The 26,836-nt window shown below is 74.0% G+C and carries 29 protein-coding genes; 9 read left to right on the top strand and 20 right to left on the bottom strand.

Annotated features, from left to right (window positions below; genetic code table 11):
• Positions 1-167: 167 nt before the first annotated feature.
• A complete protein-coding gene (locus AC4BG9_RS07730) occupies positions 168-674 on the top strand; it encodes a hypothetical protein (RefSeq protein WP_490570499.1) in 507 nt (168 codons plus the stop codon).
• 24 nt (positions 675-698) lie between these two features.
• Here the strand turns inward: AC4BG9_RS07730 and AC4BG9_RS07725 are convergent, their stop codons facing one another.
• Entirely contained in the window at positions 699-1,289 is a 591-nt protein-coding gene (locus tag AC4BG9_RS07725; protein ID WP_490570498.1) for a hypothetical protein, read from the bottom strand.
• A 174-nt stretch (positions 1,290-1,463) separates the two neighbouring features.
• On the opposite strand from AC4BG9_RS07725, the gene AC4BG9_RS07720 reads away from it, so the two are divergent.
• From AC4BG9_RS07720 to AC4BG9_RS07710, 3 genes are read left to right on the top strand one after another with little or no spacing between them, the layout of a single operon-like run.
• The gene (locus tag AC4BG9_RS07720; RefSeq protein ID WP_490570497.1) at positions 1,464-2,009 is read left to right on the top strand and encodes a PepSY domain-containing protein; all 546 of its coding nucleotides are present in this window, start codon (positions 1,464-1,466) and stop codon (positions 2,007-2,009) included.
• Between the two features lie 37 nt (positions 2,010-2,046).
• A complete protein-coding gene (locus tag AC4BG9_RS07715; RefSeq protein ID WP_490570496.1) occupies positions 2,047-2,829 on the top strand; it encodes a DUF222 domain-containing protein in 783 nt (260 codons plus the stop codon).
• The gene (locus AC4BG9_RS07710; RefSeq protein ID WP_490570495.1) at positions 2,724-3,626 is read left to right on the top strand and encodes a hypothetical protein; all 903 of its coding nucleotides are present in this window, start codon (positions 2,724-2,726) and stop codon (positions 3,624-3,626) included. Before AC4BG9_RS07715 ends, AC4BG9_RS07710 begins: the two co-directional genes overlap by 106 nt.
• On the opposite strand, the gene mftF is transcribed toward AC4BG9_RS07710, so the two are convergent.
• The 7 genes from mftF to mftA are packed head-to-tail and all read right to left on the bottom strand — an operon-like array spanning position 3,563 to position 9,440.
• On the bottom strand, positions 3,563-5,053 hold the full coding sequence (gene mftF, locus AC4BG9_RS07705) for a mycofactocin biosynthesis glycosyltransferase MftF (RefSeq protein ID WP_490570494.1): 1,491 nt from the start codon (positions 5,051-5,053) through the stop codon (positions 3,563-3,565). The genes AC4BG9_RS07710 and mftF overlap by 64 nt on opposite strands.
• Complete coding sequence (locus AC4BG9_RS07700; RefSeq protein WP_490570493.1) at positions 5,050-5,814, bottom strand: mycofactocin-coupled SDR family oxidoreductase; 765 nt, start codon at positions 5,812-5,814, stop codon at positions 5,050-5,052. The genes mftF and AC4BG9_RS07700 overlap by 4 nt, the downstream gene beginning before the upstream one ends.
• Positions 5,811-6,497, bottom strand: a complete 687-nt coding sequence (gene mftE, locus AC4BG9_RS07695; RefSeq protein ID WP_490570492.1) for a mycofactocin biosynthesis peptidyl-dipeptidase MftE — start codon at positions 6,495-6,497, stop codon at positions 5,811-5,813. Before mftE ends, AC4BG9_RS07700 begins: the two co-directional genes overlap by 4 nt.
• A 2-nt stretch (positions 6,498-6,499) precedes the next feature.
• Positions 6,500-7,786 carry a pre-mycofactocin synthase MftD gene (mftD, locus tag AC4BG9_RS07690; RefSeq protein ID WP_490570491.1) on the bottom strand — a complete coding sequence of 429 codons (1,287 nt, stop codon included), beginning with the start codon at positions 7,784-7,786 and terminating at the stop codon, positions 6,500-6,502.
• Between the two features lie 15 nt (positions 7,787-7,801).
• Positions 7,802-9,070, bottom strand: a complete 1,269-nt coding sequence (mftC, locus tag AC4BG9_RS07685) for a mycofactocin radical SAM maturase (protein WP_490570490.1) — start codon at positions 9,068-9,070, stop codon at positions 7,802-7,804.
• Positions 9,067-9,339 carry a mycofactocin biosynthesis chaperone MftB gene (gene mftB, locus AC4BG9_RS07680; RefSeq protein ID WP_490570489.1) on the bottom strand — a complete coding sequence of 91 codons (273 nt, stop codon included), beginning with the start codon at positions 9,337-9,339 and terminating at the stop codon, positions 9,067-9,069. Before mftB ends, mftC begins: the two co-directional genes overlap by 4 nt.
• Positions 9,339-9,440: a mycofactocin precursor MftA gene (mftA, locus tag AC4BG9_RS07675; protein WP_490570488.1), complete on the bottom strand. Its 102-nt coding sequence runs from the start codon at positions 9,438-9,440 to the stop codon at positions 9,339-9,341. The genes mftB and mftA overlap by 1 nt, the downstream gene beginning before the upstream one ends.
• 82 nt (positions 9,441-9,522) lie before the next feature.
• Here mftA and mftR point away from each other — a divergent pair, with 82 nt between their 5' ends.
• From mftR to AC4BG9_RS07660, 3 genes are all read left to right on the top strand, one after another.
• Positions 9,523-10,110: a mycofactocin system transcriptional regulator MftR gene (gene mftR / locus AC4BG9_RS07670; protein WP_490570487.1), complete on the top strand. Its 588-nt coding sequence runs from the start codon at positions 9,523-9,525 to the stop codon at positions 10,108-10,110.
• A gap of 211 nt (positions 10,111-10,321) precedes the next feature.
• Entirely contained in the window at positions 10,322-11,443 is a 1,122-nt protein-coding gene (locus AC4BG9_RS07665; RefSeq protein WP_490570486.1) for an NDMA-dependent alcohol dehydrogenase, read from the top strand.
• A gap of 90 nt (positions 11,444-11,533) precedes the next feature.
• Positions 11,534-12,979: an aldehyde dehydrogenase gene (locus AC4BG9_RS07660; RefSeq protein WP_490570485.1), complete on the top strand. Its 1,446-nt coding sequence runs from the start codon at positions 11,534-11,536 to the stop codon at positions 12,977-12,979.
• A 3-nt stretch (positions 12,980-12,982) separates the two neighbouring features.
• On the opposite strand, the gene AC4BG9_RS07655 is transcribed toward AC4BG9_RS07660, so the two are convergent.
• Entirely contained in the window at positions 12,983-13,585 is a 603-nt protein-coding gene (locus AC4BG9_RS07655) for a hypothetical protein (protein ID WP_490570484.1), read from the bottom strand.
• A gap of 112 nt (positions 13,586-13,697) precedes the next feature.
• Between AC4BG9_RS07655 and AC4BG9_RS07650 the strand changes: the two genes are divergently transcribed.
• Entirely contained in the window at positions 13,698-15,074 is a 1,377-nt protein-coding gene (locus tag AC4BG9_RS07650; protein WP_490570483.1) for a GntP family permease, read from the top strand.
• 24 nt (positions 15,075-15,098) lie between these two features.
• Here AC4BG9_RS07650 and AC4BG9_RS07645 read toward each other — a convergent pair whose 3' ends face one another.
• The 8 genes from AC4BG9_RS07645 to AC4BG9_RS07610 all read right to left on the bottom strand — a co-directional run bounded on the left by AC4BG9_RS07645 (position 15,099) and on the right by AC4BG9_RS07610 (position 23,117).
• Positions 15,099-15,794, bottom strand: a complete 696-nt coding sequence (locus tag AC4BG9_RS07645) for an Rv1352/Rv1906c domain-containing protein (RefSeq protein ID WP_490570482.1) — start codon at positions 15,792-15,794, stop codon at positions 15,099-15,101.
• Between the two features lie 123 nt (positions 15,795-15,917).
• Positions 15,918-16,433, bottom strand: a complete 516-nt coding sequence (locus AC4BG9_RS07640) for a DUF1360 domain-containing protein (protein WP_490570481.1) — start codon at positions 16,431-16,433, stop codon at positions 15,918-15,920.
• A gap of 75 nt (positions 16,434-16,508) precedes the next feature.
• On the bottom strand, positions 16,509-17,759 hold the full coding sequence (locus AC4BG9_RS07635; RefSeq protein ID WP_490570480.1) for a dipeptidase: 1,251 nt from the start codon (positions 17,757-17,759) through the stop codon (positions 16,509-16,511).
• 28 nt (positions 17,760-17,787) lie between these two features.
• Complete coding sequence (locus tag AC4BG9_RS07630) at positions 17,788-19,647, bottom strand: N-acyl-D-amino-acid deacylase family protein (protein WP_490570479.1); 1,860 nt, start codon at positions 19,645-19,647, stop codon at positions 17,788-17,790.
• A gap of 48 nt (positions 19,648-19,695) precedes the next feature.
• Entirely contained in the window at positions 19,696-20,493 is a 798-nt protein-coding gene (locus AC4BG9_RS07625) for a UbiA family prenyltransferase (RefSeq protein ID WP_490570478.1), read from the bottom strand.
• Positions 20,490-21,515 (bottom strand): NAD(P)/FAD-dependent oxidoreductase, encoded by a 1,026-nt coding sequence (locus AC4BG9_RS07620; RefSeq protein ID WP_490570477.1) that lies wholly within the window; start codon positions 21,513-21,515, stop codon positions 20,490-20,492. Before AC4BG9_RS07620 ends, AC4BG9_RS07625 begins: the two co-directional genes overlap by 4 nt.
• Positions 21,508-22,056 carry an isoprenylcysteine carboxyl methyltransferase family protein gene (locus tag AC4BG9_RS07615; RefSeq protein ID WP_490570476.1) on the bottom strand — a complete coding sequence of 183 codons (549 nt, stop codon included), beginning with the start codon at positions 22,054-22,056 and terminating at the stop codon, positions 21,508-21,510. The genes AC4BG9_RS07620 and AC4BG9_RS07615 overlap by 8 nt, the downstream gene beginning before the upstream one ends.
• On the bottom strand, positions 22,053-23,117 hold the full coding sequence (locus AC4BG9_RS07610; RefSeq protein WP_490570475.1) for a type III polyketide synthase: 1,065 nt from the start codon (positions 23,115-23,117) through the stop codon (positions 22,053-22,055). Before AC4BG9_RS07610 ends, AC4BG9_RS07615 begins: the two co-directional genes overlap by 4 nt.
• A 123-nt stretch (positions 23,118-23,240) precedes the next feature.
• On the opposite strand from AC4BG9_RS07610, the gene AC4BG9_RS07605 reads away from it, so the two are divergent.
• Positions 23,241-24,422, top strand: coding sequence for a PAS domain-containing sensor histidine kinase (locus tag AC4BG9_RS07605; protein WP_490570474.1), 1,182 nt, complete (start codon positions 23,241-23,243; stop codon positions 24,420-24,422).
• Between the two features lie 19 nt (positions 24,423-24,441).
• Here AC4BG9_RS07605 and AC4BG9_RS07600 read toward each other — a convergent pair whose 3' ends face one another.
• From AC4BG9_RS07600 to AC4BG9_RS07590, 3 genes are read right to left on the bottom strand one after another with little or no spacing between them, the layout of a single operon-like run.
• Positions 24,442-24,714, bottom strand: coding sequence for a hypothetical protein (locus tag AC4BG9_RS07600; RefSeq protein WP_490570473.1), 273 nt, complete (start codon positions 24,712-24,714; stop codon positions 24,442-24,444).
• Between the two features lie 9 nt (positions 24,715-24,723).
• Positions 24,724-26,139 (bottom strand): sensor histidine kinase, encoded by a 1,416-nt coding sequence (locus AC4BG9_RS07595; RefSeq protein ID WP_490570472.1) that lies wholly within the window; start codon positions 26,137-26,139, stop codon positions 24,724-24,726.
• Positions 26,132-26,809 (bottom strand): response regulator transcription factor, encoded by a 678-nt coding sequence (locus tag AC4BG9_RS07590; RefSeq protein WP_490570471.1) that lies wholly within the window; start codon positions 26,807-26,809, stop codon positions 26,132-26,134. Before AC4BG9_RS07590 ends, AC4BG9_RS07595 begins: the two co-directional genes overlap by 8 nt.
• Between the last annotated feature and the right edge of the window lie 27 nt (positions 26,810-26,836).

Here is a 26,836-nt window from a genome sequence, read left to right as displayed (position 1 = left end):
GAACCGCAGGTCGGGGGAGCAGTCCCCGGTGCCTGCGGTTCCTGCTTTCTCACGGCACTCTCACGCCGCAGCCGTTCGGCCGGCGCGCACGCGATCGCCCCCGGGAAAAGTGGGTACAACCGCCCCGATCGATCTCGGAACTCCGACCGACCTTGGAACAGAGGCCCATGAAGAAGCTCGCCGTCCTCCTCGCCGCCCCGCTCGTCCTTGCCACGATCTCCCTCGGCCCAGGTGCCCACGCCGCGACCGGCAGCATCAAGGACAAGTCGGGCGACGCTCCCGCCAAGCTCGACCTGACCCGTCTCAAGGTCTCCCACACCGCCACGGAGCTGGTGATCACCGCGAAGGTGCGCGGGCTCCGCAAGAAGGACACCCAGTTCTACGGCTACTACGTCTACGGCGCGACGACCTCGTCGGCCGGCACCAGCCACCGGGCCCGGAACGGCACGGTCGAGGAGGAGTGGTACCTGCGCCGCAGCGACGGCATCCTGGTCCCGACCGAGTGTGCGGCGACCACGACGTGGAACATCAAGCGCAGCACCATCCGCACCACGATCCCGCGCTCCTGCGTGCCCGAGCCCGGAACGCTGCGGGTGAAGGCCTCCACGGGGCCGGGCACGAGGAACGGCGGCGTCTCCGACGTCACCAGGAAGGTCAAGGTCGCCCAGGACTGACGACGCGCAGGTCGCGCCGTTGACTCAGTCGCAGTTGTCGCAGGTGCCCATCGAGGCGAGCACGTGGTTGCACTTGGGGCAGACCGGCAGCACGCGCTCGGCCAGCGCGTTCTTGCGCTCCCGGGTGCGGCTGGCGGCGAGCCGGGGAGTCAGCTGCGCCCGGCCGCCGTCGGCGGGAAGACCGGTGGCCTCCAGCAGCTGGTAGCAGGCGAGCCGCTCGCGGGACGCGTGGCTGTCGGGGTCGGCGGGGGTCTCGCCGCTCTGCGCCAGCACGATCTGGGCGTAGGAGGGCACCACGCCACCCTGGGCGTTGACGACCAGCGAGGGGAGGAGGGGCTCGTCGTTCGCCGCGCACTCCTCGGCCACCAGAGCCAGCACGTCGCCGATCCAGTAGTGAGCAGCCTGGGTGGTCGTCACTCCCGAGCGCTCCTGGACCGCAGCGGCCAGGTCCTTCGAGGTGATCACCGCGTTGTACTTGCCGGCCACCTCGAGCAGCACCTCGCGGGCTGACTCCGCCCAGATCGGCTTCGGCTCCGCGACGTCCTCCATCTCGGTCTCGGTGAGCGTCTCCGCGTCGAGCTGGCTGTCGTGGTCGAGGGTGTTGCGGTCGGTCATAAGGCCTTGCTCTCTGGGTCTTCGGTCTGCTGGCTTGGAGGCGGTGGAGCAGGGGCCACCCCCCGACGGTACCGGCTGGTAGCGCTGAACGCGCCTTCAGGGACGTTCAGGCAGGGTTCAGCACGCCTACCGCACAGTCGGCCACATCCGATTCACGATCCGAGAGGCATCTCCATGAAGATCTCCAAGCTCCGCACCAAGCGCGTCCTGATCCCGTCGGTCGCCGTGGTCGCCGTCCTCGCCGTCGGCGGCGTGGCGCTGGCCAGCACCGCCGGGGCCGACGAGCTCCGGGGCAGCGACCGCGACCGCGCCTCCACCGCCGCGCTGGAGGCGGCGGGCGGTGGCACCGTCACCGACGCCGAGACCAGCGACGACCCCGGCGAGGCCTACGAGGTCGAGGTCCGGCTCGAGGACGGCACCGAGGTCGACGTCGCGCTCGACGAGGACCTGGCCGTCGTCAGCAAGAAGACCGACGACACCGACCACGACAGCGACGACGACACCGACGGGTCAGACGACCGCGCCCTCAGCGACACCGAGCGCGACTCCGCCGAGCGGGCCGCGACCGAGGCCGTCGGCGGCGGCACCGTGACCGACGTCGAAGCCAGCGACGACCGCGGCGTCGCCTTCGAGGTGGAGGTCGTCGAGGACGACGGCACCGAGTGGGACGTCGACCTCGACGACTCCTTCGAGGTGGTCGGCAAGACCGCCGACCGCTGAGTAGCTGCGACCGGCCAGATGCTGGGCAGGAATGTCGGTGGTCGCTGGTTGGCTGGTGGTCATGGAGCTGGGGGGCGTGATGCTGGAGGAGCTGTCCGAGGGGCAACTCCTCCAGTACGCCGACCGCGTGGCGCGGGTGCGCCGCGAGTGCGAGGTCGAGGAGCTGCGGATCGCGGTGCAGCACGCGGTCCTCAACAACCCCGAGACGCTCGATCCGGAGCTGGCCCGGCTGCCCGGGCGTGAGAAGGCTCGGCGGTACGGCGGCCTCGGCACGCCGCAGGTCGCGGAGCTCTGCTGCGCCACCCTGGCCGCCCGGTTGGGGATCTCGCCGTGGGCAGGAGCCTCGCTGATCGCCGACGCGCTGGACATCACGATCCGCCTCCCCAGGTTGTGGCGCAGGGTCCAGGCCCTCGAGGTGCGCGCCTCCTACGCCCGGCACGTCGCACGACGGACCCGGGAGCTCGATCGCGACCAGGCCAGGTACGTCGACTCCCGGGTCGCGGAGTCGGCCGACGGCCGGATCCCGTGGTCCCGTTTCGAGGTGCTGGTCGACGGCGCGGTGGCCGCCGCGGATCCGGTCGCGACGGCAGAGCGGGAGCGCGCGGCCGCCGAGCACCAGTTCGCCCGGCCGACGCGGTCCACCGACGCCGGCATGCGCGGGTTCTACGTGCGCGGCCCGTTCCACGTCATCACCCTGCTCGACGCGCGGGTGGCGTGGCTGCCGACGTGCTCGCCGCCCTGGGCGACGCCGACCCGGTCGACCACCGGCGGGTCAAGGCGATCGCGGTGCTGGCCAACCCGCACCTGGCCGTCGAGCTGATCGCCGCCTTCCAGGCCTGGAAGGACCGGCCCGCGGATCCACCCGAGGCCGCAGACCCGGAGAAGGCGGAGCCTGCCGCGGCGGGCTCGGAGGCAGTGGACCCGGACGCACGCTCCGGTGCCGCACCGGTCCTCGACTGGGGCCGGGTGCTGCCCAGGGTCACCGTCACGGTCCACACCTACGCTCCGGCCTGCTCGTGCGACGAGCAGTCGATCGGGATCGTCCGCATGCCCGACCACGGCCCGGTGACCGCCGGGTGGGTGCGTCGCTGGCTGGGGGAGGCCCGGTTCACCATCGCCCCCGTCCTCGACATCGCCGGGCAGGCCCCGGTCGACTCCTACGAGATCCCGGAGCGGCACCGCCGGGCGGTCGAGGTGATGAGCCCGGCAGACGTCTTCCCCTTCGCCTCCTCGGTCCGCCCCGGCTCGCACCAGATCGACCACACCGAGCCCTACGACCACGCAGAGCGTCACGGCAGGCCCCCGCCGGGCCAGTCCCGGATCGGCAACTACGGGCCGTTGAGTCCCTTCACCCACCGGGTCAAGACCCATGGCGGGTGGACTCTCCGCCAGCCCTTCCCGGGGATCTACCTCTGGCGCGATCCGCACGGTGCCCTCTACCTGGTCGACCACACCGGCACCCGCCGCCTCCGCGACGGCACCCGACACCCGCCCGGGCCACCAGCGGCCCCGCGCACCCCACGTACTCGCCCACACACCCACCCGCGGGTCGACTACTTCCTGGGGACCCCGGCGGAGGAGGAGCTCGTGCGGGCGGCGGCGCGCGACGTCGCCTGACCGGTCCGGCCGGGCCGCCGCCCCCGCAGTGCCCCGAGCGACCTGGCGCGCAGCGCCCCCCACCAGAGCCCGGCACCGTACGCCGCGTCGTCCAGGCGGCGTCCGACCACCAGCGCCGGCAGGTCGAGCTCGGCGTCCAGGTGCTCGGTGAGCGCCACGACGGTGTCGACCACCACGGCGGTGGCTGCGGCCCGGCGGACCGGGGGCAGCGCGCAGGCCGCGACCGCCGCGGCGGGCCACCAGTGCCGCAGCAGCAGGGAGGACTCCTGCCGCACCGCCCAGCCGAGCCCACGGAGCGCCAGGACTCCCGCGACCGACGCCCGGGCGCCGCGTGGCACGTCGGCGGGCAGCGCCCGGCCCACGGAGACGGCGGCGTGGGCCAGGGCGGCACCGGCGACCGGCAGCGACCACCGGCGTCGCAGCAGCAGCGCCGCCCCGGCGACGGCCAGGGTGGGGGAGAGGACGGCGGGCGCGACGTGGGCGCCGTGCCGCTGGGCCAGCAGCGCCCCGCCCGACCCGTAGAGCACCTTGCGCCCCAGCCACCCCCGCACCGTGGGTCGCACGTCGTGGCGCACCGTCACCGCGGGCTCGTAGCGCACCCGGTGCCCGCCGTCGACGAGCCGCCACACGAGGTCGACGTCCTCACCGACCCGCAGGTCGGTGTCGAAGCCGCTGCCCAGTGCCGTGGTGCGACCGACCAGGCAGGCGCTGGGCAGCCAGGCCACGCCGGCGCCCGGGCGCACCGAGTAGGGCGTGCGGCCCAGGCTGAGCGAGGAGGCCGCGGCGTCGTAGCGCTCGAACCAGCGCGGTCGGGAGCGCCGGACGTGGCCGACGACCCGGGGGCCGACCAGCGAGACGGACGGGTCGTGGAGGTGGCGGGTGAGCTCCAGCAGCGCCTCCGCGGGTGCCTCCACGTCGGAGTCGACCAGTGCGACCACCGGCGTGGTGACCCGGGCCAGGCCGGCGTTGCGGGCGCCCGCGGGCCCCAGGTTGGTCTCCAGGGCCACGACCGTGGCGCCGTGGCGGGCGGCGACCGCCGCGACGGCGGCCGGGTCGTGGGAGGCGTCGTCGACCACCACGACCGGCAGCGGGCGCAGGGCGGCCAGGCAGCGGTCCAGCTGCGCGGGGCGGTCGCGCACGGGCACCACCACCGTGACCTCCGAGGGTGGCAGCGGCGGCGTCGTGCCCAGCACCGGCCGGGCCAGGTTGGTGGCGAGCAGCCGCTCGGCGACGTGGGCGCTGGCCGCGTCAGCGACGACCAGCCGCCGTCGCTCCAGGTGGGTGCGCGCGGCTTCGGAGAGGCCCATCGCGGTGAGCGGGGAGCCGCCGACCAGGAAGCGCCCGCCGTCCAGCAGCCGCACCGCCGGGTCGAGCTCGACGGTGAAGCCGGCGGGCAGCCGGCCGGCCGGGGCGGGCGCGGTGCTCACGCCCCGAAGCCGCCGTCCGCGTGCAGCACGGTGCCGTTGACGACGCCTCCGGCGGGGGAGGCGCAGAAGGCGATCGCCGCGGCGATCTCGGCCGGGTCCAGGACGCGACGGTTGAGCTGGTGGGCGGCCAGCTCGTCGGTCGGGACGTCGTAGAGGGTGGCGGTGGTGCGGAGCATGGCGGTGTCGGTGGAGCCGGGGGAGACGGCGCTGGCCGTGACCCCGGTGCCGACCAGGTCGGCCGCGAGGCCCTTCACCAGGCCCACCACGGCGTGCTTGGTCGCGTTGTAGGCGGCGAGGTGGAACAGGCCGTGGGTGGCGGCCGCGGAGGCGACGGCGACGAAGCGGCAGGTGCCGGGGTCGGGGCCGGCGAGCATCGCGGGAACGGCGGCGGCCGCGGTGTTCCACACGCCCTTGGTCACCACCGCCCAGAGGTCGTCGAGGACCGTCTCGGGGGTCTCCCACAGCGGCTGGCCGCCCAGGATGATCCCCGCCGCCGCGACGGCGACGTCGAGGTGGCCCCACGCCTGCACGGCCTCGTCGACCGCGGCCGCGAGGCCAGCCCGGTCGCGGACGTCGACGACCCGGCAGAGCACCCGGTCACCGTGCTCGGCGGCGAGCACCGCCAGGTCGTCGCGGGTGGCCAGCGGCGGCCCCTCGCAGGAGTCCACCGCCATCACCCGGTAGCCGTCGGCCACCAGTCGCGCCACCGTGGCGGCGCCGATGCCGCGCGCCGCCCCGGTGACCAGGGCCGTCCGGCTCACGACGGGGCCGGGGCCGCGCGCCGGAGGCGGGAGACGACGTCGCCGACCATCGTCTCGAGCACCGCGGCACCCTCGGCCGCCGAGGCGCCGGCGGGGTCGCCGAGCACCCCGTTGGCCGAGACCGCGGCGATGCCGCCGGCCATCAGCGCGGGCAGGATCTCGGCGAGCGGGCGGCAGTCGCCGGCCTCGGCGAGCTCGAGCCGCACCGCCTCGGGCGCGAGGTGGAGCAGCAGCGAGGTCTCGGTGTGCCCGGCGTGCAGGTCGACGTCCTCGGTCGCGCACGCCACCCAGGCCACGTCGTGGCCCTCGGCGACGAGCTGGTCGACCGCGGAGCGCAGCGCGCCCAGGTTGCCGCCGTGGCCGTTGACCAGCACGACCCGGTCGGCCCAGGTGCGCAGCGAGCGGACCAGCTCGACCACCACGAGCCGGAGCGCCTCGGTGCCGATCGACACCGTGCCGGGGAAGGACTGGTGCTCCCCGCTGGAGCCGTAGGCCAGCGGCGGCGCCACCCAGACCCCGGCCGCCGGGCCGCCGAGGCGCTCGGCGGCGGCCTCGGCGACGGCGACGGCGATCATCGTGTCGGTCTCCAGCGGCAGGTGCGGCCCGTGCTGCTCGGTCGAGCCCACCGGCACCAGCACCAGGCCGGCCCCGGCCGTCTCGGCGGAGGTCGCCCGGGCCAGCACGCTCAGCCCTGGGTGCGCTCGGCCGCGGGCAGGCCCACCGGACGGGTCTGGCCCACCGGACGGGTCTGGCCCAGCGCGCGGTGGAAGCCCTCGGGCACCAGCAGGTGGTCCGGGGTCAGCTCGTCGAGGGAGGAGACGCCCATCCCGAGCAGCGCGGAGTCGATGCCGGAGCGCAGCACGTCGAGCACGTTGCCGACCCCCTGCTCGCCGTTGGCCGCGAGGCCCCACAGGTAGGCGCGGCCGATCATCACCGCGCGGGCCCCCAGGGCCACCGCCTTGACCACGTCGGAGCCACGGCGGATGCCGCCGTCCATGACCACGTCGAGGTCGGCGCCGACGGCGTCGCTGATCGGCTTCACCATCCGGATCGCGGCCGGGGTGCCGTCCAGGTTGTTGCCGCCGTGGTTGGAGACCGAGATCGCCGCCGCGCCGAGGTCGCGGGCCCGCAGGGCGTCGTCGATCCGGCAGACGCCCTTGAGCATGAAGGGCTTGCCGCCACTGATCTGCGACCACTGCTCGCGCATCCAGGCCACGTCCTCCCAGGAGGGGGGCGGGGTGGTCATCCACTCGTAGTAGGCGCCGAAGAAGGTCGGGGCCTCCCCGCCGGGCGGGGCCAGGTTGGGCGCGGTCAGGTCGGGGATCTGGCCGGTGCGGCCGAACTGCCACAGCCAGCGCGGCCTGGTGGCGACCTGCGGCGCCAGCCGCACCATCGTCTTGAGGTCGACCTTCTCCGGGATCTCCGGGCTGCCCCAGTCGCGGCCCATGGAGAAGGACCAGTCGAGGGTGGCGATCAGGCCGACCGCGCCGGCGGCGTGGGCGCGCTGCATCCGCTGGACCACCACGTCGCGGTCGCCGGTCCAGTACATCTGGAAGAAGGTGGTGGCACCGGTGGCGGTCACCTCCTCCACCGACTTGGAGGCGAAGTTGGACAGGCCCATCACGGTGCCGCGGGAGGCCGCGGCACGCGCGACGGCCACCTCGCCGTCGGGGTGGACGGCCTGGACGCCGGTGGGGCTGATCAGCACCGGCAGGGAGATCTCCTGGCCCATCACCGAGGTGGTCATCTCGCGCACGGCCTGGAGGCCCGCCACGTGGGGCGCCAGGCCGATCTCGGCGAAGGCGGCCTGGTTGTCGCCGACCGTCTGGCCACGCTCGGAGCCGGCGACCAGGGCGCCGTAGACGGGCGCCGGGAGCCGCTTGCGGGCGCGCTCCTGCGCGACCGCGACGGACTCGAACCAGGGGTTCTGCTTCCAGGGGTTCTGCAGCCACTCGGGCTTCTTGGGCGCCATCGTCAGGGGTCCTCGTCAGTTGGTGGGAACGGCGAAGCCGGCCAGCGGGTTCTCGGCGCACGCCGAGACCGGGGGAGCGCTGGGCGCGGGCTGGTCCAGGCCGGGGCGGCGGCCGAGGGTGAGCATCACCGGCTGGTTGCGGGTCGGGTTGGCCTTGGAGTGGTCCTGGCTCGCGGCCGGGACGGTGCGCTCGCCGGCGAGCGCGGTCTCGCCGTAGCCCTGGACGCACTCGGGGTCGGGGCCGTCGAGCGGCAGCCCGGTGAAGAACTTCGCGGCCATGCAGCCGCCGCGGCAGGCGTCGAAGAACGCGCACGACGAGCACGCCCCGCCGGTCTGCGGGGAGCGCAGCTCGGTGAAGAGCGCGGACTCCTGCCAGACCCGCTTGAAGCCGCCCTCGTCGAGGAGGTTGCCGGCCAGGAAGTTGTCGTGGATGGCGAAGGGGCAGGCGTAGACGTCGCCGATGGGGTCGATCAGGCAGACCACCCGCCCGGCGCCGCAGAGGTTGAGGCCGGGCAGCGCCTCGCCGAAGGCGGCCAGGTGGAAGAACGAGTCGCCGGTCAGTACGCCCTCGCCGTGGGCCATCAGCCAGTCGTAGAGCTCGCGCTGCTGCTCGGGGAGCGGGTGGAGCTCGTCCCACACGTCGGCGCCGCGGCCGCTGGGGCGCAGCCGGGTCAGGCGCAGGGTGGCGCCGAAGCGGTCGGCCAGCGCCTTGAACTCGTCGAGCTGGCCGATGTTCTGCCGGGTGCACACGACGCTGATCTTGGCGTCGGAGAACCCCGCCTCCTGGAGGTTCGCCAGCGCGGTCAGCGCGGTGTCGTAGGAGCCGGGGCCGCGCACGTAGTCGTTGACCTCGGCGGTGGCGCCGTCCAGGGAGATCTGCACGTCGACGTAGCCGTTGCAGGCCGGGGAGGCGAGGAAGGCCGCCCGCTCGGGGGTGAGCCGGACGCCGTTGGTGGAGAACTTCACCCCCACCTGGTGGTCGACGGCGTACTGCAGGAGGTGCCAGAAGTCGGGGCGGATGGTGGGCTCGCCGCCGCCGATGTTGACGTAGAAGACCTGCATCCGCTGGAGCTCGTCGATCACCGCCTCGCACTGCTCGGTGGTGAGCTCGCGCGGGTCGCGGCGGCCGCTGCTGGACAGGCAGTGGGCGCACTCCAGGTTGCAGGCGTAGGTGAGCTCCCAGGTCAGGCAGATCGGCGCGTCGAGACCGAGCTCGAACTGCTCGACCAGCGTGCCGTTGACGGGTCGGGCCGGGGCGCTGGGTCGTTCGGGGGCGATGGTCACGCGGCCACTCCTTCGCGGGGGCGGATCATGTCGGTGCGGGCGAGGCCGGCCAGCGCGTCGGCGTACGCCGGGTGCTGGCTCTCGGGGACGCCGGCGGCGAGCAGCGCCGAGCGGACGTCGGGCTGCTCGCCCAGGGCCTGGACCACTGCCACCAGCTCGGGCCGCTTGAGGAACGTGAGCTTGCGGTTGCCGAAGTGGTAGGCCAGCGCACCGAAGGGCTCGGGGCGCAGCGCCACCGCCGGCGACAGGGTCCAGGCCTCGTCGAGCATCAGTAGACGCCGCACATGCCGTCGATGGAGACCTCTTCGATGAGGCTCTCGGCGGTGAGGGTGTCGTCGGTCTGGGGGGCGGTGGTGTTCTCGGGGTTCATGGCGGGTCCTTCCCAGGAAATGTGACGTGGACCTCAACAATAAGTGCACTCGTGGTCAAAAGGGAAGGCCTACATTTCACCCGTGTCCAGGAGAGCGAACGTCGGCCGGCCCGAGGTGACGAGCCACGCCGCCATCGAGCAGGCGGCGTTCGAGCTCTTCCGCGAGCGCGGCTTCGAGGCGACCACGCTGGAGGCCATCGCGGGAGCGGTGGGCGTCGGGCGGCGCACCCTGTTCAACTACTACCCGTCCAAGAACGACATCCCCTGGGGGCGGTTCGACCTGACCCTCGAGGGCTTCCGCCGGCTCCTGGCCGAGTCGCCCGAGGGGCTCGGAGTCCACGAGGCCGTCGGCCGGGCGATCGTCGAGTTCAACCGGTTCCCCGACGACGCCACGCCGCCGCACATCGAGCGGATGCGGCTGATCCTGGAGACGCCCGCGCTCCAGGCCCACTCCGCGCTGCGGTACGCCGAGTGGCGCCGGGTGATCGCGGAGTTCGCCGCCGAGCGGCTCGGGGTGGACGCCGACGCGCTGGAGCCGCGGCTGCTGGGTCACGTCGGCCTGGCGCTCGCGCTGACGGCCTACGAGCTCTGGCTCGACGACCCCGCGCGCGAGGTCACCGACCTGCTGGAGCAGGGGATGGCCGCGCTCGCGGACCACTTCGCTCGCTGACCCGCTCTCGGATCGCCCTGGGGATCGCCCTGGGGATCGCCCTGGGGATCGCTTCCGGGTCACCCCTCCGGCCCCGCCGGTCACTCGCGTCCCGCGCGTCCTGGTCGGGCTCGCGATCGACGTGCCTGCCCCTTGTTTTTCCTTGTTCCAGTGGGCAAGATCATATGCATCAATCGAATCAATCGATGAGACCTCGGGACTGGGAGCACGGATGAAGATTCAGGGCGCACTGCTGTGGGAGCCGGGCACGAACTCGGGATGGACGGTCGAGGAGATCGAGCTGGACCCGCCCAAGCGCGGTGAGGCCACCGTTAAGCTCGCCGCCTCCGGAATCTGCCACAGCGACGACCACCTGGACACCGGCGACATCCCCCTCGACTGGGCGCCGGTCCTCGGCGGCCACGAGGGCGCCGGCGTGGTGACCGAGCTCGGCGAGGGCGTGGAGGGCATGGAGGTCGGCGACCACGTCGTCCTCTCCTTCCTGCCCAGCTGCGGCAAGTGCCCGATGTGCATCAGCGGCCGGGCCAACATGTGCGACCTGGGCGCGGGCGTCCTGGCCGGCACCTCCCCCGACGGCACCCACCGCATCCACGCCCGCGGCAAGGGCATCGGCGCGATGTCCTACCTCGGCACCTTCGCCCCCTACGTGACCGTGCCGACCAACGCGCTGGTCAGGATCGACAAGGACATCCCGCTGAAGTCCGCTGCGCTGATCGGCTGCGGCGTGCCCACCGGCTGGGGCTCCTCGGTCCGCGCCGCCGACATGCAGCTCGGCGACACGGTGGTCGTGATCGGCACCGGCGGCGTCGGCATGAACGCCGTGCAGGGGGCCCGCCAGAAGGGCGCGAGGAACCTGGTCGCGGTCGAGCCGGTCGAGTTCAAGCGCGACCTCGCCAAGCAGCTCGGCGCGACCCACAGCGCCGCCGACTTCGCCGAGGCGGCCGAGCTGGTCTCCGGCATGACCAACGGCCAGGGCGCCGACGTCGTGATCATCACCGTCGGGGTGCTGACCCCGGAGATCCTCCAGCCCGCCCAGGAGATGACCAGGCGCGGCGGCACCATCGTGGTCACCTCCGCGGCGCCGGTCACCCAGCGCGACATCCAGCTCGACCTCTACACCTTCGCCATGTCGGGCAAGCGGATCCAGGGCACGCTCTACGGCACCACCAACGCGCAGATCGACATCCCGCTGATCGCGGACCTCTACCGCCGCGGCGAGCACAAGCTCGACGAGCTGATCACCAAGGAGTACAGGCTCGAGGAGATCAACACCGCCTTCGCGGACATGCGCGAGGGCCGCAACGTCCGCGGCGTCATCGTCTACGACGACTGAGCCGGCGGCGGCCACCCCGCCACCCCACCCTCCGGCACCCCAGACCCAGACCCACCAGACCCACCAGACCCCAGAGATAAGAGGAAGTCCATGAGCGAGGGCAACATCAGGAGCTTCGACAAGCTCTTCATCGGCGGCCAGTGGGTCCAGCCCAGCACCGACCGCACCATCGAGGTCGTCTCGCCGATCACCGAGGAGGTGATCGCGACCGTCCCCGAGGCCGCCGAGGCCGACATGGACAAGGCGGTCGCCGCCGCCCGCCGGGCGTTCGACGAGGGCCCCTGGCCCCGGATGTCGCCCGCCGAGCGGGCCGAGGTCCTGGCGCGGGTCGGCAAGGAGGTCGAGAACCGGCTGCCGGAGATGATCGAGTCGTTCACCGCCGAGATCGGGGCTCCCGCGGCCATCAGCGAGGCCTTCCACGGCAACGCGATCAAGATGTGGGGCGACGCCGCCACCCTCCACGAGCGCTTCGAGTTCGAGGAGGAGCGCACCTGGGCCGACGGGCACGGCAAGCTGGTCCGCGAGCCGGTCGGCGTCGTCGCGGTCATCATCCCGTGGAACGGCCCGGTCGCCACCGCCTCGCTCAAGATCGGCCCGGCGCTCGCGGCCGGCTGCACCGTGGTGCTCAAGCCGGCCCCGGAGGGCCCGGTCAGCACCCTGATCCTGGCCGAGGCGCTGGAGGCGGCGGGCCTGCCCGAGGGCGTCATCAGCCTGCTCCCCGGCGGTCGCGAGGTCGGGGAGTACCTGGTCAAGCACAAGGACGTGGACAAGATCTCGTTCACCGGCAGCACCGCCGCCGGACGCCGGATCATGAGCCTCGCCGGGGACCGCATCGCCCGGGTCACCCTCGAGCTCGGCGGCAAGTCGGCCGGCATCATCGCCGACGACATCCCGCTCGACCAGGTCCTCCCGACGCTGGCCTTCGCCGGCATCGGCTCCTCGGGCCAGGTCTGCGCCGCGATCACCCGGATCGTGGTGCCGCGGCACCGGCAGGACGAGGTCGTGGAGGCGCTCAAGGGCATCTTCGAGAGCGTCAAGGTCGGCGACCCCCGCGAGGCCGACACCGTGATCGGCCCGCTGGCCGCCGAGCGCCAGCGCGAGCGGGTCGAGGGCTACATCCAGATCGGCATCGAGGAGGGCGCCCGCCTGGTCACCGGCGGCGAGCGACCGAAGGATCTCGACCGCGGCTGGTACGTGCCGCCGACGATCTTCGCCGACGTGCGCAACGACATGCGGATCGCGCAGGAGGAGATCTTCGGGCCGGTGGTCTGCGTGATCCCCTTCGACACGGTCGAGGAGGCGATCCAGATCGCCAACGACTCCGACTACGGACTCTCCGGGGCCGTCTACGCCTCCGACGTGGAGCTCGCCGAGAGCATCGCCCGACGGGTGCGCACCGGGCAGATCTCGGTCAACACCTGGGGGATGTGCGTCGTGCAGCCCTTCGGCGGCTACAAGCAGTCGGGGCTCGGCCGCGAGGGCAACGTCGAGGGCCTGAGCGCCTTCCTCGAGACCAAGCTCATCCAGTACGCCTGAGAGTCAGGGCCGGCGCGCGGCCCGCAGGCCCAGCACCACGCCCCAGCCGATCACCCCGAGGAGGACGCAGAGTCCGCCCGCGGAGGCGAGGAGCAGGGCGAGCACGGTGGCCCCCGGGCTGCCGGCCTGCGTCGCCGTGCCGTCCAGGACGCGCTCCGCCTCTCGTGCCGCGACCACCCACAGCACGAAGGCCGCTGCGAGCTGCAGGAGGATCCCGCCGGCGACGGCCAGGTTGAGGATCCGCTGCGCCCGTTCGGCGTCGGTGGGCGACTCGGCTCCCTCGGGCGCCGCGACCGGTCCGCCGGCCCGCTCCACCGCGCGCACGATCTGCGGCCCGTGGGCGGCCGTGACCAGGCCCAGCCTGGTCATCGTCGGCGAGTGGGCGGCGCGGAGGCCGAGCGTCCCACCCTCGGCCACCACCCGGCGCAGCTCGGCCCAGCGGAAGACCCGCTCGGTCTCCAGGCCGTAGACGCAGAGCGCGCCCTCCCGCACCGCCAGGACGTGCGGCTGCCCGTCCACGACCACCGGCCAGGTGTCGGTGGTCTGCCCCGTCGCCGCGACGCGACGGCGCAGCTCCTCGCTCACGTCCAGCTCGTCGATCTCCATCGGCGCAGGATGGCAGACCCAGGCGGGCGTCGTGGCGTCTTTCGGCTACGGCGCGTCTCACGGCCGCCGCGTCGCAGTGATCTGCGTCTCACCGACGTGCCACACTGACCGGGTGATCGCCTTGCACACCGCCGTCGCGATCGTCCTGGCGATCGGCCTGATCATCCGCTTCAAGGTCGACCCGGTGATCTCGCTGATCATCGCCTCGCTCTACCTCGGCCTCGCCTCCGGCGTGGGAGTCACCGGGACGATCGAGGCGATCACCCTCGGGTTCGGCGAGATCATGGCCGAGGTCGGCCTGCTCATCGGGTTCGGCGTGCTGATCGGCGCGCTGCTGCAGGTCAACGGCACCTTCCAGCGCCTGGTCGACGTCCTGGTCCGGGTCGTGGGCGCCACCCGGCTGCCCTACACCCTCTCCACCCTGCTCTCCACCGTGCTGCCGTCGATCTACGTCGACGTGCAGGTGGTGCTGGCCGCGCCCGTGGCCCGCTCGGCCGCGCCGCGGCTGGGCCGGATCGGGCTGCCGCTGCTCGCCTCGGCCCTGGGCGCCGGCATCTTCGCCGGCTACGTCTTCGTGATCCCCGGCCTGGCGGCGATCTCGATCGCCGGCCTCCTCGACGTCTCGCTCGGCACCTGGCTGCTCTTCGGCATCGTGATCGGGCCGCTGACGGCGGTCCTGACCTCGCTGGTGATGCGGGTGGTGCTGAGCCGCGGCTTCTGGAAGCCCGAGACCGACGAGGAGCTCCACCAGGCGCTGGCCGAGCGGGAGGCCGCCGCGGAGGCGGCCGCGGAGGAGGAGGCGGACACCGAAGGTGAGGCGGGTGGCGCCCGACGGCTGCCGCTGCTTGTGCTGCTGCTGCCGATCCTGGTGCCGTTGGCGATGATCGCCTTCGGGGCCTTCGCCGACCTGCTCGACTTCTCCACGCCGTTCATCGAGTTCCTCGGCAACGCCAACTTCGCGCTCTTCGTCGGGCTCGTCGGGGCCTACGCGCTCTCCCGCGGCACGGCCGGGCTCGACCGCACCCGCGAGGCCCTGGACGACGGCTTCCAGACCACCGGCGAGATCCTGCTGGTGACCGGCGTCGGCGGCTCGCTCGGCGCGGTGATCGGCGCGACGGACCTCGACGAGGTCCTCGAGGGGTTCTTCACCGCCGACACCGGCGCCCCGGTGATCCTGAGCATCCTGCTGGCCTGGTTCGTCGCCGCGCTGCTCCACCTGGCCATCGGGTCGGTCTCGGTGGCGGCGATCGCCGCGGCCGGGATCATCGGGCCGATCGTCGGCTCGCTCGACGTCGCCCCGGTCGCAGTCGGCCTCGCCATCGCCTCGGGGGCGATGTTCGCGCTCCAGGTCAACAGCAACTTCTTCTGGATGTTCAAGGCCCTGCTCGGCCTCTCCACCAAGGGCGCGCTCAAGACGCTGACCCTGGCCACCTCGGTGGCCTCGGTGGTCTCCCTGCCGATGGTGCTGGCGGTCTCCCTCTTCGCCTGAGCGGTGCTGCCCGGCGCCGCCGGGTCAGGGCTGGAGCGACCAGTCGCCGCAGCCGGAGGTCTCCAGGAAGCGCCCGGCGTCCAGGGTGACCGTGGCCTCGTCGCCACCGGTGACCGACCCCTCGAGGAGGGTCTCGCCACCGATCTCGGCCCACCGCACGGCCCACGTGCAGCTGTCGCTGCCCCCCGACGAGCGGTAGGTCCCGGGGCGGAGGTCGACGCCGACCTGGAAGACGCCGTCGCCGAGGACGCGGTCGGCCGGGCCGGACTGCTCGGCCAGCGTCTCCTCGGCGGCCGTGACCGCCTGCTCGCGCCGTTCGAGGCCCTTGGCCCGCGTGGTGAGCGCCTTCTGCTTCCTGGTCAGTCTGCGCTCGGCCTTGGCGAGCTTCTTCTGCTCCTCCTCGAGCGCCTCCTCGCGGCTGCTCAGGTCCTCCTCGAGCGAGCTCAGCTCGGCCGCGCGGACCTGCCGGCCGGAGTCCGAGTCGCCGAGCAGGTCGCCGGCGCCGGCGGCGAAGCCCGCCGCCCCGGCCGCCAGGGCCGCGACGAGGCCGACCGCCCAGAGACGGCCCGCGCCCCCGTGCCGCTCCTCGGTCTCGGACGCCGCGGTGCCGACCGTGGCGACCGGCTCGTCACGCTCCGCCTCGTAGGTCGGCAGCGGCTTCGGCTCGACCTCGAAGCGTCCGTTGGCGACGTCTCTCCAGCTGGGCGGCGTGTCGGTCATGGCAGTGGTCGCGTCCTTGGTCGTGTGGTGCGTCGAGGCTCACCCCGAGGGCTCGTGCACGACAGTGAAGCGTGGGCGGGGTGCCCCGTGGGCCGGAACCGGCAAAGTGGACGCGGCCGGCACTCAGTCGTCGCGCAGGCGCGCGTAGGCGTGCTGGAGGAAGTCGGAGACCGAGACCACCACCATCACCCCGGCCCATGCCCGGCTCGCCCGCGGCGCGAAGGTCAGGCCGGCGACGTACGCCGTGCTGACCCAGACCCCGAGGCAGAACGGGCAGGTGAGCAGCTCGCCGACGGTGTGGCGGATCGGGCCGTCGTCGGTGGGGTGCTCGAGGTGCTCACCGGAGCCCGCGGGTGCCTCGAAGCGCACGAAGGGCGCCCGCAGCGGACTGGCCACCGAGGACCGGGAGACGAGCCGGGTGAACTTGTGGGTGGCGACGCCGCCGAGCAGCAGGTCCTGGACGCCGTAGCTCTCCGGCACCTGCCCCGGCCGCGCTCTGGCGACCGCCGTGGTCAGCGCGACGATCGCGGAGTAGGAGAGCAGGCTGCCGGCGAAGCCCGCCAGGTTGACCTCCCGCCCGGGGTCGTAGGCGCGGGGCGTCGACACCAGCCCGGTGAGGGCGGAGGGGACGAGCTTCATGGTGCTCCTCGGGGCGCGGTGCGGTGAGGGCCCTTGCGTACCCAGCCGCGAGGCCCTTCACCCCTCAGCGCCGCGTCAGTCGGGGAGAACCTCGCCCAGCACCCGCAGCGTGTTGCCGCCCATGATCGCGGCGACGTCGGCCTCGCTGTGGCCCCGGTCCCGCAGCTCCTGGGTGATCACCGCGATCTCGCTGACGTCCCAGGCGACCGTGGTGGCGCCGTCGTAGTCGCTGCCCAGGGCGGCGGTCTCGAGGCCGCCGACCTCGATGACGTGCTCCAGGGCGTCCACGACGGCCTCGGGCGTGGGGTCGCAGATCGCGGCGTCCCAGTAGCCGATGCCGACGACCCCGCCGGTGGCGGCGACCGCCTTGATCTGCTCGTCGCTGAGGTTGCGGTTGACCCCGCAGGTCGCCTGCACGCCACCGTGGCTGGAGACCAGGGGTCGTGTCGCCGTCTCGAGGATCTCCGCGACCGCGGGCGCACTGGCGTGGGCGATGTCGACGACGATGCCGAGCCGCTCCATCTCGGCCAGCACCTCGCGGCCCAGGTCGGTGAGCCCGCCCTTCTCCTCCCCGTGCATCGAGCCGGAGGTCTCGTTGTCGAAGAAGTGGGTGAAGCCGGCCATCCGGACGCCCGCGTCGAAGAGCCGCTGCAGGTTGGCCGGGTCACCCTCGAGGTTGTGCAGCCCCTCGACCGAGAAGAGGGCGCCGGTGACCTGCTCGCCGTTCCCGCGGGCCGCGAGGAGCTCCTCGAGGTCGCCTCGGGTGCGGATGGTGCGGAGCCTGCCCTGCGACTCCTCGGCCGCGCGGTCCAGCTTGTCGGCGTGGTAGAGCGAGCGCTCGAGCAGCGACGTCCAGGTCCGCGGCGGCTGTGCCTGGGCCAGCGTCAGCAGCGTGATGTTGTCGGTCTCGTCGGTGTTGGAGTCGTAGTTCTGCTTCTTCGGCGACTTCGAGACCGAGGAGAAGACCTGGAGGGCGACGTTGCCCTCCTCCAGGCGGGGCAGGTCCAGGTGGCCGCGGTCGCCCCGCTCGAGCAGGTCGCGGTCCCACATCAGGGTGTCGGAGTGCATGTCGACGATGGTCAGCCGGTCGTGCAGCGCCCTGGTCTCCTCGGTGACCGCCGGCAGGTCGGCGTCGGTGAGCTGGTTGAGGGAGTTCTCCACGATCCGCGGGGCGAGGGTGAAGAAGCCGACCGCGGCGAGGACCAGCACCACGACGAGCCCCAGCGCGGTGCGGCGCACCCACCGGCGCCTCCTGCGCGGCCGCGCCGCGGGGGTGCCGGGCGAGTCGGGCGAGTCGGGGGCGGAGTCGGTGCTGGAGCGGGTCACGGGACGCAGCGTAGGGGGTGAGGGCGGCTCATGCCCCGCGGCTCACGGGGTGCGCCGTCCGAGCGGCCACCGGAGCCCGGTCGACCGCGCCCGCCCGCAGGAACCGGCCGGTCCGCTCGCGGTCCACCAGGTCAGTGGGCGTGCCGTGGCGGAACACCGTGCGCCCGCCCACCATCACCAGCGGCACCGCCGCGTCGTTGCGGTTGACCATCCGCGAGAGCCCGCCGTACTGCTCGCAGGGCTCCTCGGCGTAGGTCTCGACCGTCTCGTCGAGACGGGCGGGGTCGACCAGCATCAGGTCGGCCCGGTCGCCCACCCGCAGGTGACCGGCGTCGATCGCGTACCAGTCGGCCAGCTCGCCGGTCATCCGGTGCACCGCCCGCTCCACGGTGAGGAACGGCGAGCCCGCCCGCTCGGCGTCCTGCACGTGCTTGAGCAGGCGCAGCCCGAAGTTGTAGAACGCCATGTTGCGCAGGTGGGCCCCGGCGTCGGAGAACCCCATCTGCACGCCCTTCTCGGCCGCGATCTTGCGCAGCACCTCGGGCCGGTGACCGGAGATGGTGGTCCGCCAGCGCACCGCGGTGCCGTGCTCGACGACCAGGTCGAGGAAGGCGTCGACCGGGTGCTGGCCGCCGCGCTCGACGCCGACCTGGCCGAACGACTTGCCGACCACGTCCGCGTCGGGGCAGGCGGTGATCTCGGCGTCGAAGAAGTCGCGGTGCCACACCCGCGGGGAGTACTTCGACTCGTAGTCCTTGCGGAACGCCGCCCGGTAGGCCGGGTCGCGCATGAGCTCGTCACGGGCGATCCTCTCGCTCAGGTGGAGCGCGGCCGCCCCCGCGCCGAACTCCTCGAAGATGACCAGGTCGATGCCGTCGGCATAGACCTCGAACGGCACCGGGAGGTGCTGCCAGCGGAAGTCGCCGCCCAGGCGGTTGACCACCGCGGCGAGCCCGCGCATCAGGTGGATGACGAACGGGATCGCCTTGAGGTCGGCCGCCGAGAGCAGGCTGGTGCGCAGCGGCCGGCGGCCGAGGGCGCGCAGGCCGATCGAGTGCAGTGCCTGCACCACGACGGTGTGCGGGTGGGAGGCGTCCGGGCCGGCCTGGAGCACCCGGTCGCGGCGGCGCAGGATCGACCGGAGCCGGCGCATCTCGCGGCTCCTGGCGAAGGTCGAGGGCAGGGTGCGGGAGCGGCACAGGTCGCCGTCGAGCTTGTCGAAGAGCAGCTGCTGGGCCGACATCCCCACGAACCCGGCGTCCAGCGCGGAGGCGAGCATCTCCTCCATCCGGTGCTGCTCGGCCGGGCTCGGGCGCTCCTCGGCGCGGGTGGCGCGGTCCAGGCCCATGGTGGCGGTCCGGATGTCGGAGTGACCGAGGAACGCCGCCAGGTTGGGGCCGAGCGCCAAGCCCTCCAGCGCCTCGACGTAGCCGGCCGCGTCGCGCCAGGACCTCGCATCCTGCAGGTGGTCGATGACGTGCTGGCGGGGGATCGCCTCGACCCGGCCGAAGAGGTCGCCGGCGTCCACGCTGTCGACGTGCACGGTGGAGAGGGAGCAGGAGCCGATCAGGACGGTGGTCACGCCGTGGCGCAGCGACTCGCGCAGCGAGGGCCCGCGCAGCACCTCCACGTCGTAGTGGGTGTGGATGTCGATCATCCCGGGCATCAGCCAGCGCCCGGCGGCCTCCACCACCTCGGGGCAGCCGGTGGTGTCGAGCGGGTCGGCCGAGACGGCGGCGACCAGCCCGTCGCGCAGCCCCACGTCGCGCACGCCCGACGGGCCGCCGGTCCCGTCGAACCAGCGGGCCCGGCGGATCACCGTGTCGAACGGCGGCGCGGCGCCGGACGCGACGGGGCTGGATGTGGCGTGGGTCACGTCGGAGGTCATGGGTCATGGAAGCGCCGGCCGGCGCCCCTGTCAAACGAGCCGCCGGGCTCAGCGGGCCGCGACCACCAGGACCGCGTCGACCAGCGCGATCGCCACCGCCGCCCGGAAGGGGGTGCGGCCACGCGCGAGCACCGCCACCGCCCCCAGCACGAGGACCACCACCAGGGCCGCCACGACCAGCGGTCGCGGCGCGGACGAGGCGCCGACGGCGACCACCACCGAGGCGGCGACCAGCACCGAGGCGGCGGCCAGGGTCGACCGGCGGGCGCCCAGCCGGTGCGGCAGCCCGTGGACGCCGGTGGCGGCGTCGTCGGCGAGGTCGGGGACGGCGTTGACCACGTGGGCGCCGACCCCCAGCATCGCGGCCGCCGCCGGCACCCACCACGGCGGCAGCGCGGGCTCCGCGCCGGCCAGGGCCACGAAGACGGTCAGGCCGCCGAAGGCCGCGGCATAGGGAAGCCAGGAGAGGACGCTCGACTTCAGGCCCAGGTTGTAGGCCCAGGCCGCCGCCACGCACCCCAGGTGCACCAGCCCCGCCGCCCAGCCGCAGGCCAGCGACAGCACCACGGTGGCCAGCACCGCCGCCGCACAGGCGGCCCGGGTGAGCCGCACGTCGAGCTCGCCGGTGGCCAGGGGCTTGTCGCGCCGCCCGACCGCCAGGTCGCGGCGCCGGTCGACCAGGTCGTTGGACCACCCCACGCTCAGCTGGCCCGTGAGCACCGCGGCGGTGACCAGCGCGACGCGCCCGGGCCCCAGGCCCCCCGCGACCGCCAGCGCCGCCGCCAGCACGGTGACCGCCAGGGCCGGCCCCGGATGGGTGGCCCGGGCCAGGGCGGCGGCGCTCACACCGGCCTCGCCAGCTGGTCGACCGCGGCCCCGAAGAGACCGGGCAGCCGGCCGGCGATCGGCACGATGGCCCGGCGGGCCGTCCGCGAGCGGGTGCCGGCGAGCAGGCCCCGGGTCAGCAGGTCGTGGCGCCAGCCCAGCCGCCGGGCCCTCGTGTCGTAGCCGGCCGGGTCGCCGGCCACCACCGCCCGGACCGCCGCCTCCGCCTGGGCCGCTCCCAGGGCGATGCCCTCGCCGGTGAGGGCGTCGACGTAGCCGGCCGCGTCGCCCACCAGCAGCACCCGCCCACGGGAGCGCGCCCGCGCCCGCTGGCGCAGCGGGCCCGCCCCCCGGACCGGACCCCCCGGGTGGCCCCCCACCCGGTCCAGCAGCGCGGGGAAGGCGGCCAGCAGCTCCTCGAAGGGGAGGCGCCGGGCGCTGAGCACCGCGACGCCGATCTCGCCGGGGCCCACCGGGGTCACGTAGGCCTCGGCCTGCGCCGACCAGTGCACCTCGACGAAGTCGGTCCAGGGCGCGACCTGGAAGTGGCGGCGCAGGCCGTAGCGGCGCGGGCCCCGCGGGCGCTCCTCGAGGCCGACCAGGCGCCGCACCGGCGAGTGCAGGCCGTCGGCGGCGACCAGGAAGCGGGCGGGCTCCCCGTCGATGTGCAGGTGGTCGCCTGTCTCGAGGACCTCGCGCACGGCCGCGTGCTGCACCTCGACGCCGGCCTCGGCGACGCGCTCGCCCAGGGCGGCGTGGAGCCGGGTGCGCCGTACCCCCAGACCCGGGCCGTGCCGGAACGGCGCCTCGGCGGCGTGCCCGTGGCCGTCGAGGTAGCGGATCCCGGCCAGCGGCCGGCCCTCCAGCCGCACCCCGAGGTCGCCGAGCCGGGCCACCGCGCCGGGCATCAGGCCCTCGCCGCAGGCCTTGTCGACCACCCCGGCCCGGGGCTCACGGACCACCACGTCGAGCCCGGCGCGGGCGGCGTACAAGGCGGTGGCCAGGCCGATCGGCCCGCCGCCGGCGACGACCAGGTCACGCATCACGCGGGGTCCTGGGGGAGCGGGCCGGCAGCGTGGCCAGCGCCTCCTCCTCCACCCGGATCCGGACCCGGAGCAGGACGGCGTCGGCGAGGGTGAAGACCAGCGCGGTGATCCAGCAGCCGTGCACCAGGGGCAGGGCGACCCCCTCCACGACCACGGCCACGTAGTTGGGGTGGGAGAGCCGGCGGTAGGGGCCGGAGGTCACCGGCGGCAGCCCGGGCACCACGATCACCCGGGTGTTCCAGCGGCGGCCGAGGGTGGCGATGCACCACCAGCGCAGCGCCTGGGCCGCGACGACCAGCGCCAGCATCGACCAGGCCAGGGGCGCCGGGACGTCGGGCCGGCGCCAGAACGCCTCCACCAGCATCGCCACCAGGAAGCCGGTGTGCAGGAGCACCATCACCGGGTAGTGACCCCGGCCGCTCTCCACGCCGCCGTGGGCGAAGCTCCACGCGGCGTTGCGCCGGGTCACCACCATCTCGGCGAGCCGCTCCAGGGCCACCAGCAGCACCAGGACCACGAAGGCCGTCAGCGAGGTCACGGGCGAGGGTCCTCGGGCGCCCGCAGCAGCACCAGCTCGGAGCAGAAGCCCGGTCCCATGGCCATCAGCATGCCGAAGGAACCCGGCTCGGGGGGCCGCTCGCGCAGGGTGTCGGCGAAGACGTGGAGCACCGAGGCCGAGGAGAGGTTCCCGATCCGGCGCAGCGAGTCGGTGGTCAGCGCCAGGTCGTGGTCGGTCAGCTCGAGGGTGTCGCGCAGCGCCTCGATCACCTTGGGCCCTCCGGGGTGGCAGACCCAGAAGCCGACGTCGTCCCGGGTGAGTCCGTGGCCGGCGAGGAAGCCGTCGACGTCGTCGCGGACGTAGCGGCCGACGATCGCGGGGACCTGCGCGTCGAGCACGATCCGCAGACCGGTGCTGCCGACGTCGAAGCCCATGGTGCGCTCGGAGCCGGGATAGAGCCGGCTGCGGCTGTCGATCACCCGGACCGCTCCGCTGCGGGACGCCCCGGCGCCGACCAGCGCCGCGGCGCCGTCGCCGAAGAGGCCGCTGGCCACCAGGTTGGCCACCGAGACGTCGTCGCGCTGCACCGTCAGCGAGCAGAGCTCCACCGCGACCAGCGCGGCCACCTCGTCGGGGTGGCCGACCAGGTAGTCGTGGAGGCGGGCGGTGCCGGCCGCCCCCGCCACGCAGCCGAGCCCCACCAGCGGGAGCCGCTTCACGTCGGGGCGCAGCCCGACCACCGCGGCGATCCGGGCCTCCAGCGACGGGACGGCCAGCCCCGTCACCGTCGCGGAGACGATCAGGTCGACGTCGCTCGGCGCCAGGCCCGCAGCCGCCAGCGCCTCCTGCAGGGCCCGTGCGCCCAGGGCGACGGAGTGCTCGAGGAAGAGGTCGTTGGCCTCGTCGAACGAGGAGAGCTCCGCGTACTGCTCCAGCGGCAGCACGAGGTGGCGCTGCTCGACGCCGGCGTTCGCGTGCAGGGCCCGCATCTTGCGCTCGTCCAGGGCGCCGCGTGCCACCACCCTGGCCATCGCGTCGGTGATCTCGCGCTGGCGGTGACGGTGCGGAGGCAGGGCGCCCGCGACTGAGAGGATCTCCATGGTCGCCCACCGGTACCCGGTTGCGGCCCCGGTCAGTCCGGCCCATCTCGGGGATACCTGTCCCGGAGCCCGGTGCCCTGACTTAGGGTCGGACGCGACGGGGCACCTTTTCGGGAGGGTCGCATGGAGCAGCGCCGGCAGCCGGGACCGGTCGTGGGGCAGCAGAGCCTCCGCTCGTGGGCGGGGTTCTCCTGTGCCGAGGACCGGGAGCGCTACCGGTCCCTGTTCACCCACACCCCCCACGCCGCGTTCGCGCTCGACCTCGAGGGCCGCTACCAGGCGGTCAACCGGGTGAGCAGCGAGCTGACCGGCTACACCGAGGACGAGTTCCTCGCGATGGGTTTCGAGCGGCTCGTCGCCCCCGCCGACCTCGACCGGGTGGTGGAGGCCTTCGGCCGGGTCGTCGACCGGCACCCCTCCACCGTGGAGTGCGAGCTGCTCCGCAAGGACGGCACCACGGTCGAGGTGGTGATCACCGGGGTGCCGGTGATCGTCCACGACGAGGTGGTCGGGGTCCACGGCATCGTCGAGGACGTCACCGCGCCCAAGCGCGCGCTGCGCGAGCTGGAGCAGGCCCGCAAGGACGCCGAGGACGCCAACACCGCCAAGTCGCTCTTCCTGGCCAACGTGAGCCACGAGCTGCGCACGCCGCTGGCCGCCACGATCGCCGCGCTGGAGATGCTCGAGGACGTCGAGATGGCGGCCCCCGGCCCGATGCTGCTCGGCACCGCCCAGCGCTCCGGCGAGCGGCTGCTCCGGCTGGTCGACGACCTGCTCGACTACATCAGCCTGGCCACCGGGAGCGCCGAGCTGAGCAGCGAGCCCTTCGACCCGCGCGAGATGCTGGAGCGCCTGAACGCGCAGGTCGCCCCGGAGGCCGAGCGGCGCGGACTGACGGTCTCGGTGGAGGTGGACCCGGCCGTCCCGCAGACCCTGATCGGCGACCCGCCGAAGCTCGCGCAGATGGCCGACATCCTGCTGGAGAACGCCGTGAAGTTCACCGACGAGGGCGAGGTGCGGGTGCGGCTCGGCCTGGTGGATCCCGGCCCGGAGCGGGTCGCGCTGTGCCTGGAGGTCGCCGACACCGGCATCGGGATCAGCCGCGAGCGGCAGGCCACCCTCTTCGACCCGTTCATCCAGGGGGACGGGTCGATGACCCGGCGGCACGGCGGCACCGGCCTGGGGCTGGCGGTCTTCCGGGAGCTGGTCGGGCTGTACGCCGGCACCTACCGGCTGACCAGCGCGCCGGGCGAGGGCACGACGGTGGCCGTCACCCTCGCGCTGGCGCGGCCCCCGCAGGCCTGAGGCGGACGGTCGGGCGGGCTCAGCGACCGGAGCCGCGCAGCCGCCGGACCCCGTCGCGGACGACGGCGACCAGGAGCCACCCGCCGTAGAGGGCGACGAGAACCGCGGCGAGCACCCCGCCCACCACCAGGCCGTCCATGCCGGCCACCAGGTAGCCGATCCACGCGCCCAGCAGCACCGGCAACGAGACCAGCACCACCCCTCGGGCGTCGTCCCAGAGGTCCTGCACGCCCTGGCGCAGGAAGCCGGGGTGCTCGGGGAGGGGCGCGCGACCGTCGTCCGGGGTGCTCACGCAGCGAGGCTAACGGCTGGCGGGGAGGTGCACCACGAGCCGCGCCCCTCCGGCGGGGGACTCCTGGACGCCGACCCGCCCTCCGTGCGCCTCCACGATCGAGCGGACGATGGCCAGGCCCAGGCCGCTCCCGCCGTCGTCGCGGGCCCGGGCCTCGTCGAGCCGGACGAACCGCTCGAAGACGTGCTCGCGCTCGCCCTCCGGGATGCCGGCCCCGTCGTCGTCGACGACCAGCACCGCCTCGGTCGGGGCGGCTCGCAGCGAGACCCGGACCGTGCTGCGGGCGTGCCGGACGGCGTTGTCGAGGAGGTTGCGCACCACCTGACCGAGCCCCACCGGGTCGCCGAGCACCCGGGCCGGCTCCACCCCGGAGGCGTCGATCCGCAGGTCGTCGCGGCGCACGGCGCGGGTGGCCGTCAGGACGAGGTCGTCGAGGTCGACCTCGCGACGGGGCACGACGGCGCCCGCGTCGGCGCGGGTGAGCAGGAGCAGCTGCTCGACCAGACGCTGCATCCGCAGCGACTCCTCGAGCACCGCCTCCGCCAGCTCGCCCTCGGCCAGCGCCCCGGGGTGTGCCGTGGCCACCTCCGCGGTCTGCCGGATGCCGGCGAGCGGGGAGCGCAGCTCGTGGGAGGCGTCGGCGACGAACTGCCGCTGCCGGTCCTGGGAGGCCTGGAGGCGGGCCAGCATCTGGTTCATGGTGCGGGCCAGCCGGTGCACCTCGTCGCGCGACCCGGGCTCGGGCACCCGGCGGTCCAGGCGGTCCCCGGTGATCTGCTCCACCTCGCGACGGATGCGCTCGACCGGCGCCAGGGCGCGCCCGACCACCACCCAGGTCACCCCGGCGACCACCAGGAGCACCAGCGGGAGGCCCACGGCCAGCGGCGGGAGCAGGGCGGTGATCGAGTCGTCGACCTCCTCCAGCGAGACGGCCGCGACCACGGTGCCCGGCTCGTCGCCGGGGAGGTCGGCCTCCTCGGCGACGACCAGGTGGTCGTGCTCGGCGCCCGGCAGCCGGACCCGGCTCCGGTCCTCGGCGGGGAGGGCGGGCAGTCCGGGCGGCGAGGAGCGCAGCACCCGTCCCCGGGCGTCGAGCACCTGCCACAGCACGGCCCCGTCGTCGAGCGCGTCCTCCACCGCGTCGTCGGCCCCGTCGTCCTCGTCGGCCTCGTCTTCGTCGCGCTCGTCCGAGCGGCCGTCGTCCCGTCGCGGGACCTCGGCGGGGAGGTCGCCGGAGTCGACCTGCTCGGCGACGGCGGTGGCGCGCTGCTCCGCGGTGCGCTCCGCGCCCTCGAGCAACGACCCGCGGACCATGGCGACCAGCGCCGCGGCACCGGCCAGCAGGGCGAGCGCCACCACCACCGTGGCGGCGGCCGTGGTGCGCAGCCGCACCGAGGACCGGGCGGCCCGCCCCCGCTCAGCCACCGTTGCTCGCCAGCCGGTAGCCGGCGCCGCGCAGCGTCTCGATGGCCGCGCGACCGAAGGGCCGGTCGATCTTGTTGCGCAGGTGGCGCACGTAGACCTCGACGATGTTGGGGTCGCCCTCGAAGTCGACGTCCCAGACCGAGTCCAGGATCCGGGTCTTGGAGAGCACGTCGCCCTTGTGCCGCACCAGGAGCTCGAGCAGGGAGAACTCCCGGGAGGTCAGCTCGAGCTCGGTGTCGCCGCGCCACGCGCGCCGGGCCGCAGGATCGAGCCGCAGGTCGCCGGCCTCGAGGAGGGTGGGCCGCTCCCGCGCGCCCCGGCGGATCACGGCGCGCAGCCGCGCCACCAGCACCGGGAAGGAGAACGGCTTGGTCAGGTAGTCGTCGGCGCCGGTGTCCAGCCCCTCGACCTGGTCCCACTCGCCGTCCTTGGCGGTCAGCATCAGCACCGGCGTCCAGTTGCCCTCGGCGCGCAGGGTCTCGCAGACCTTGTAGCCGTTGATCCCGGGGAGCATCAGGTCGAGCAGGATCGCGTCGTAGTCGTGCTCGCGCGCCAGCCAGAGCCCGTCGGTGCCGTCACCGGCCACGTCGACCGCGAAGCCCTCCGCCTGGAGACCCACTTGCAGCGAGCGCGCCAGTCGCTTCTCGTCCTCGACGACGAGCACCCGCATCCCACTCTCCCGCCTGGCGGTCCGGAC

It is taken from the genome of Nocardioides sp. Z40_12, assembly GCF_058215795.1.
This window is presented reverse-complemented; position numbering and strand designations above follow the sequence as displayed.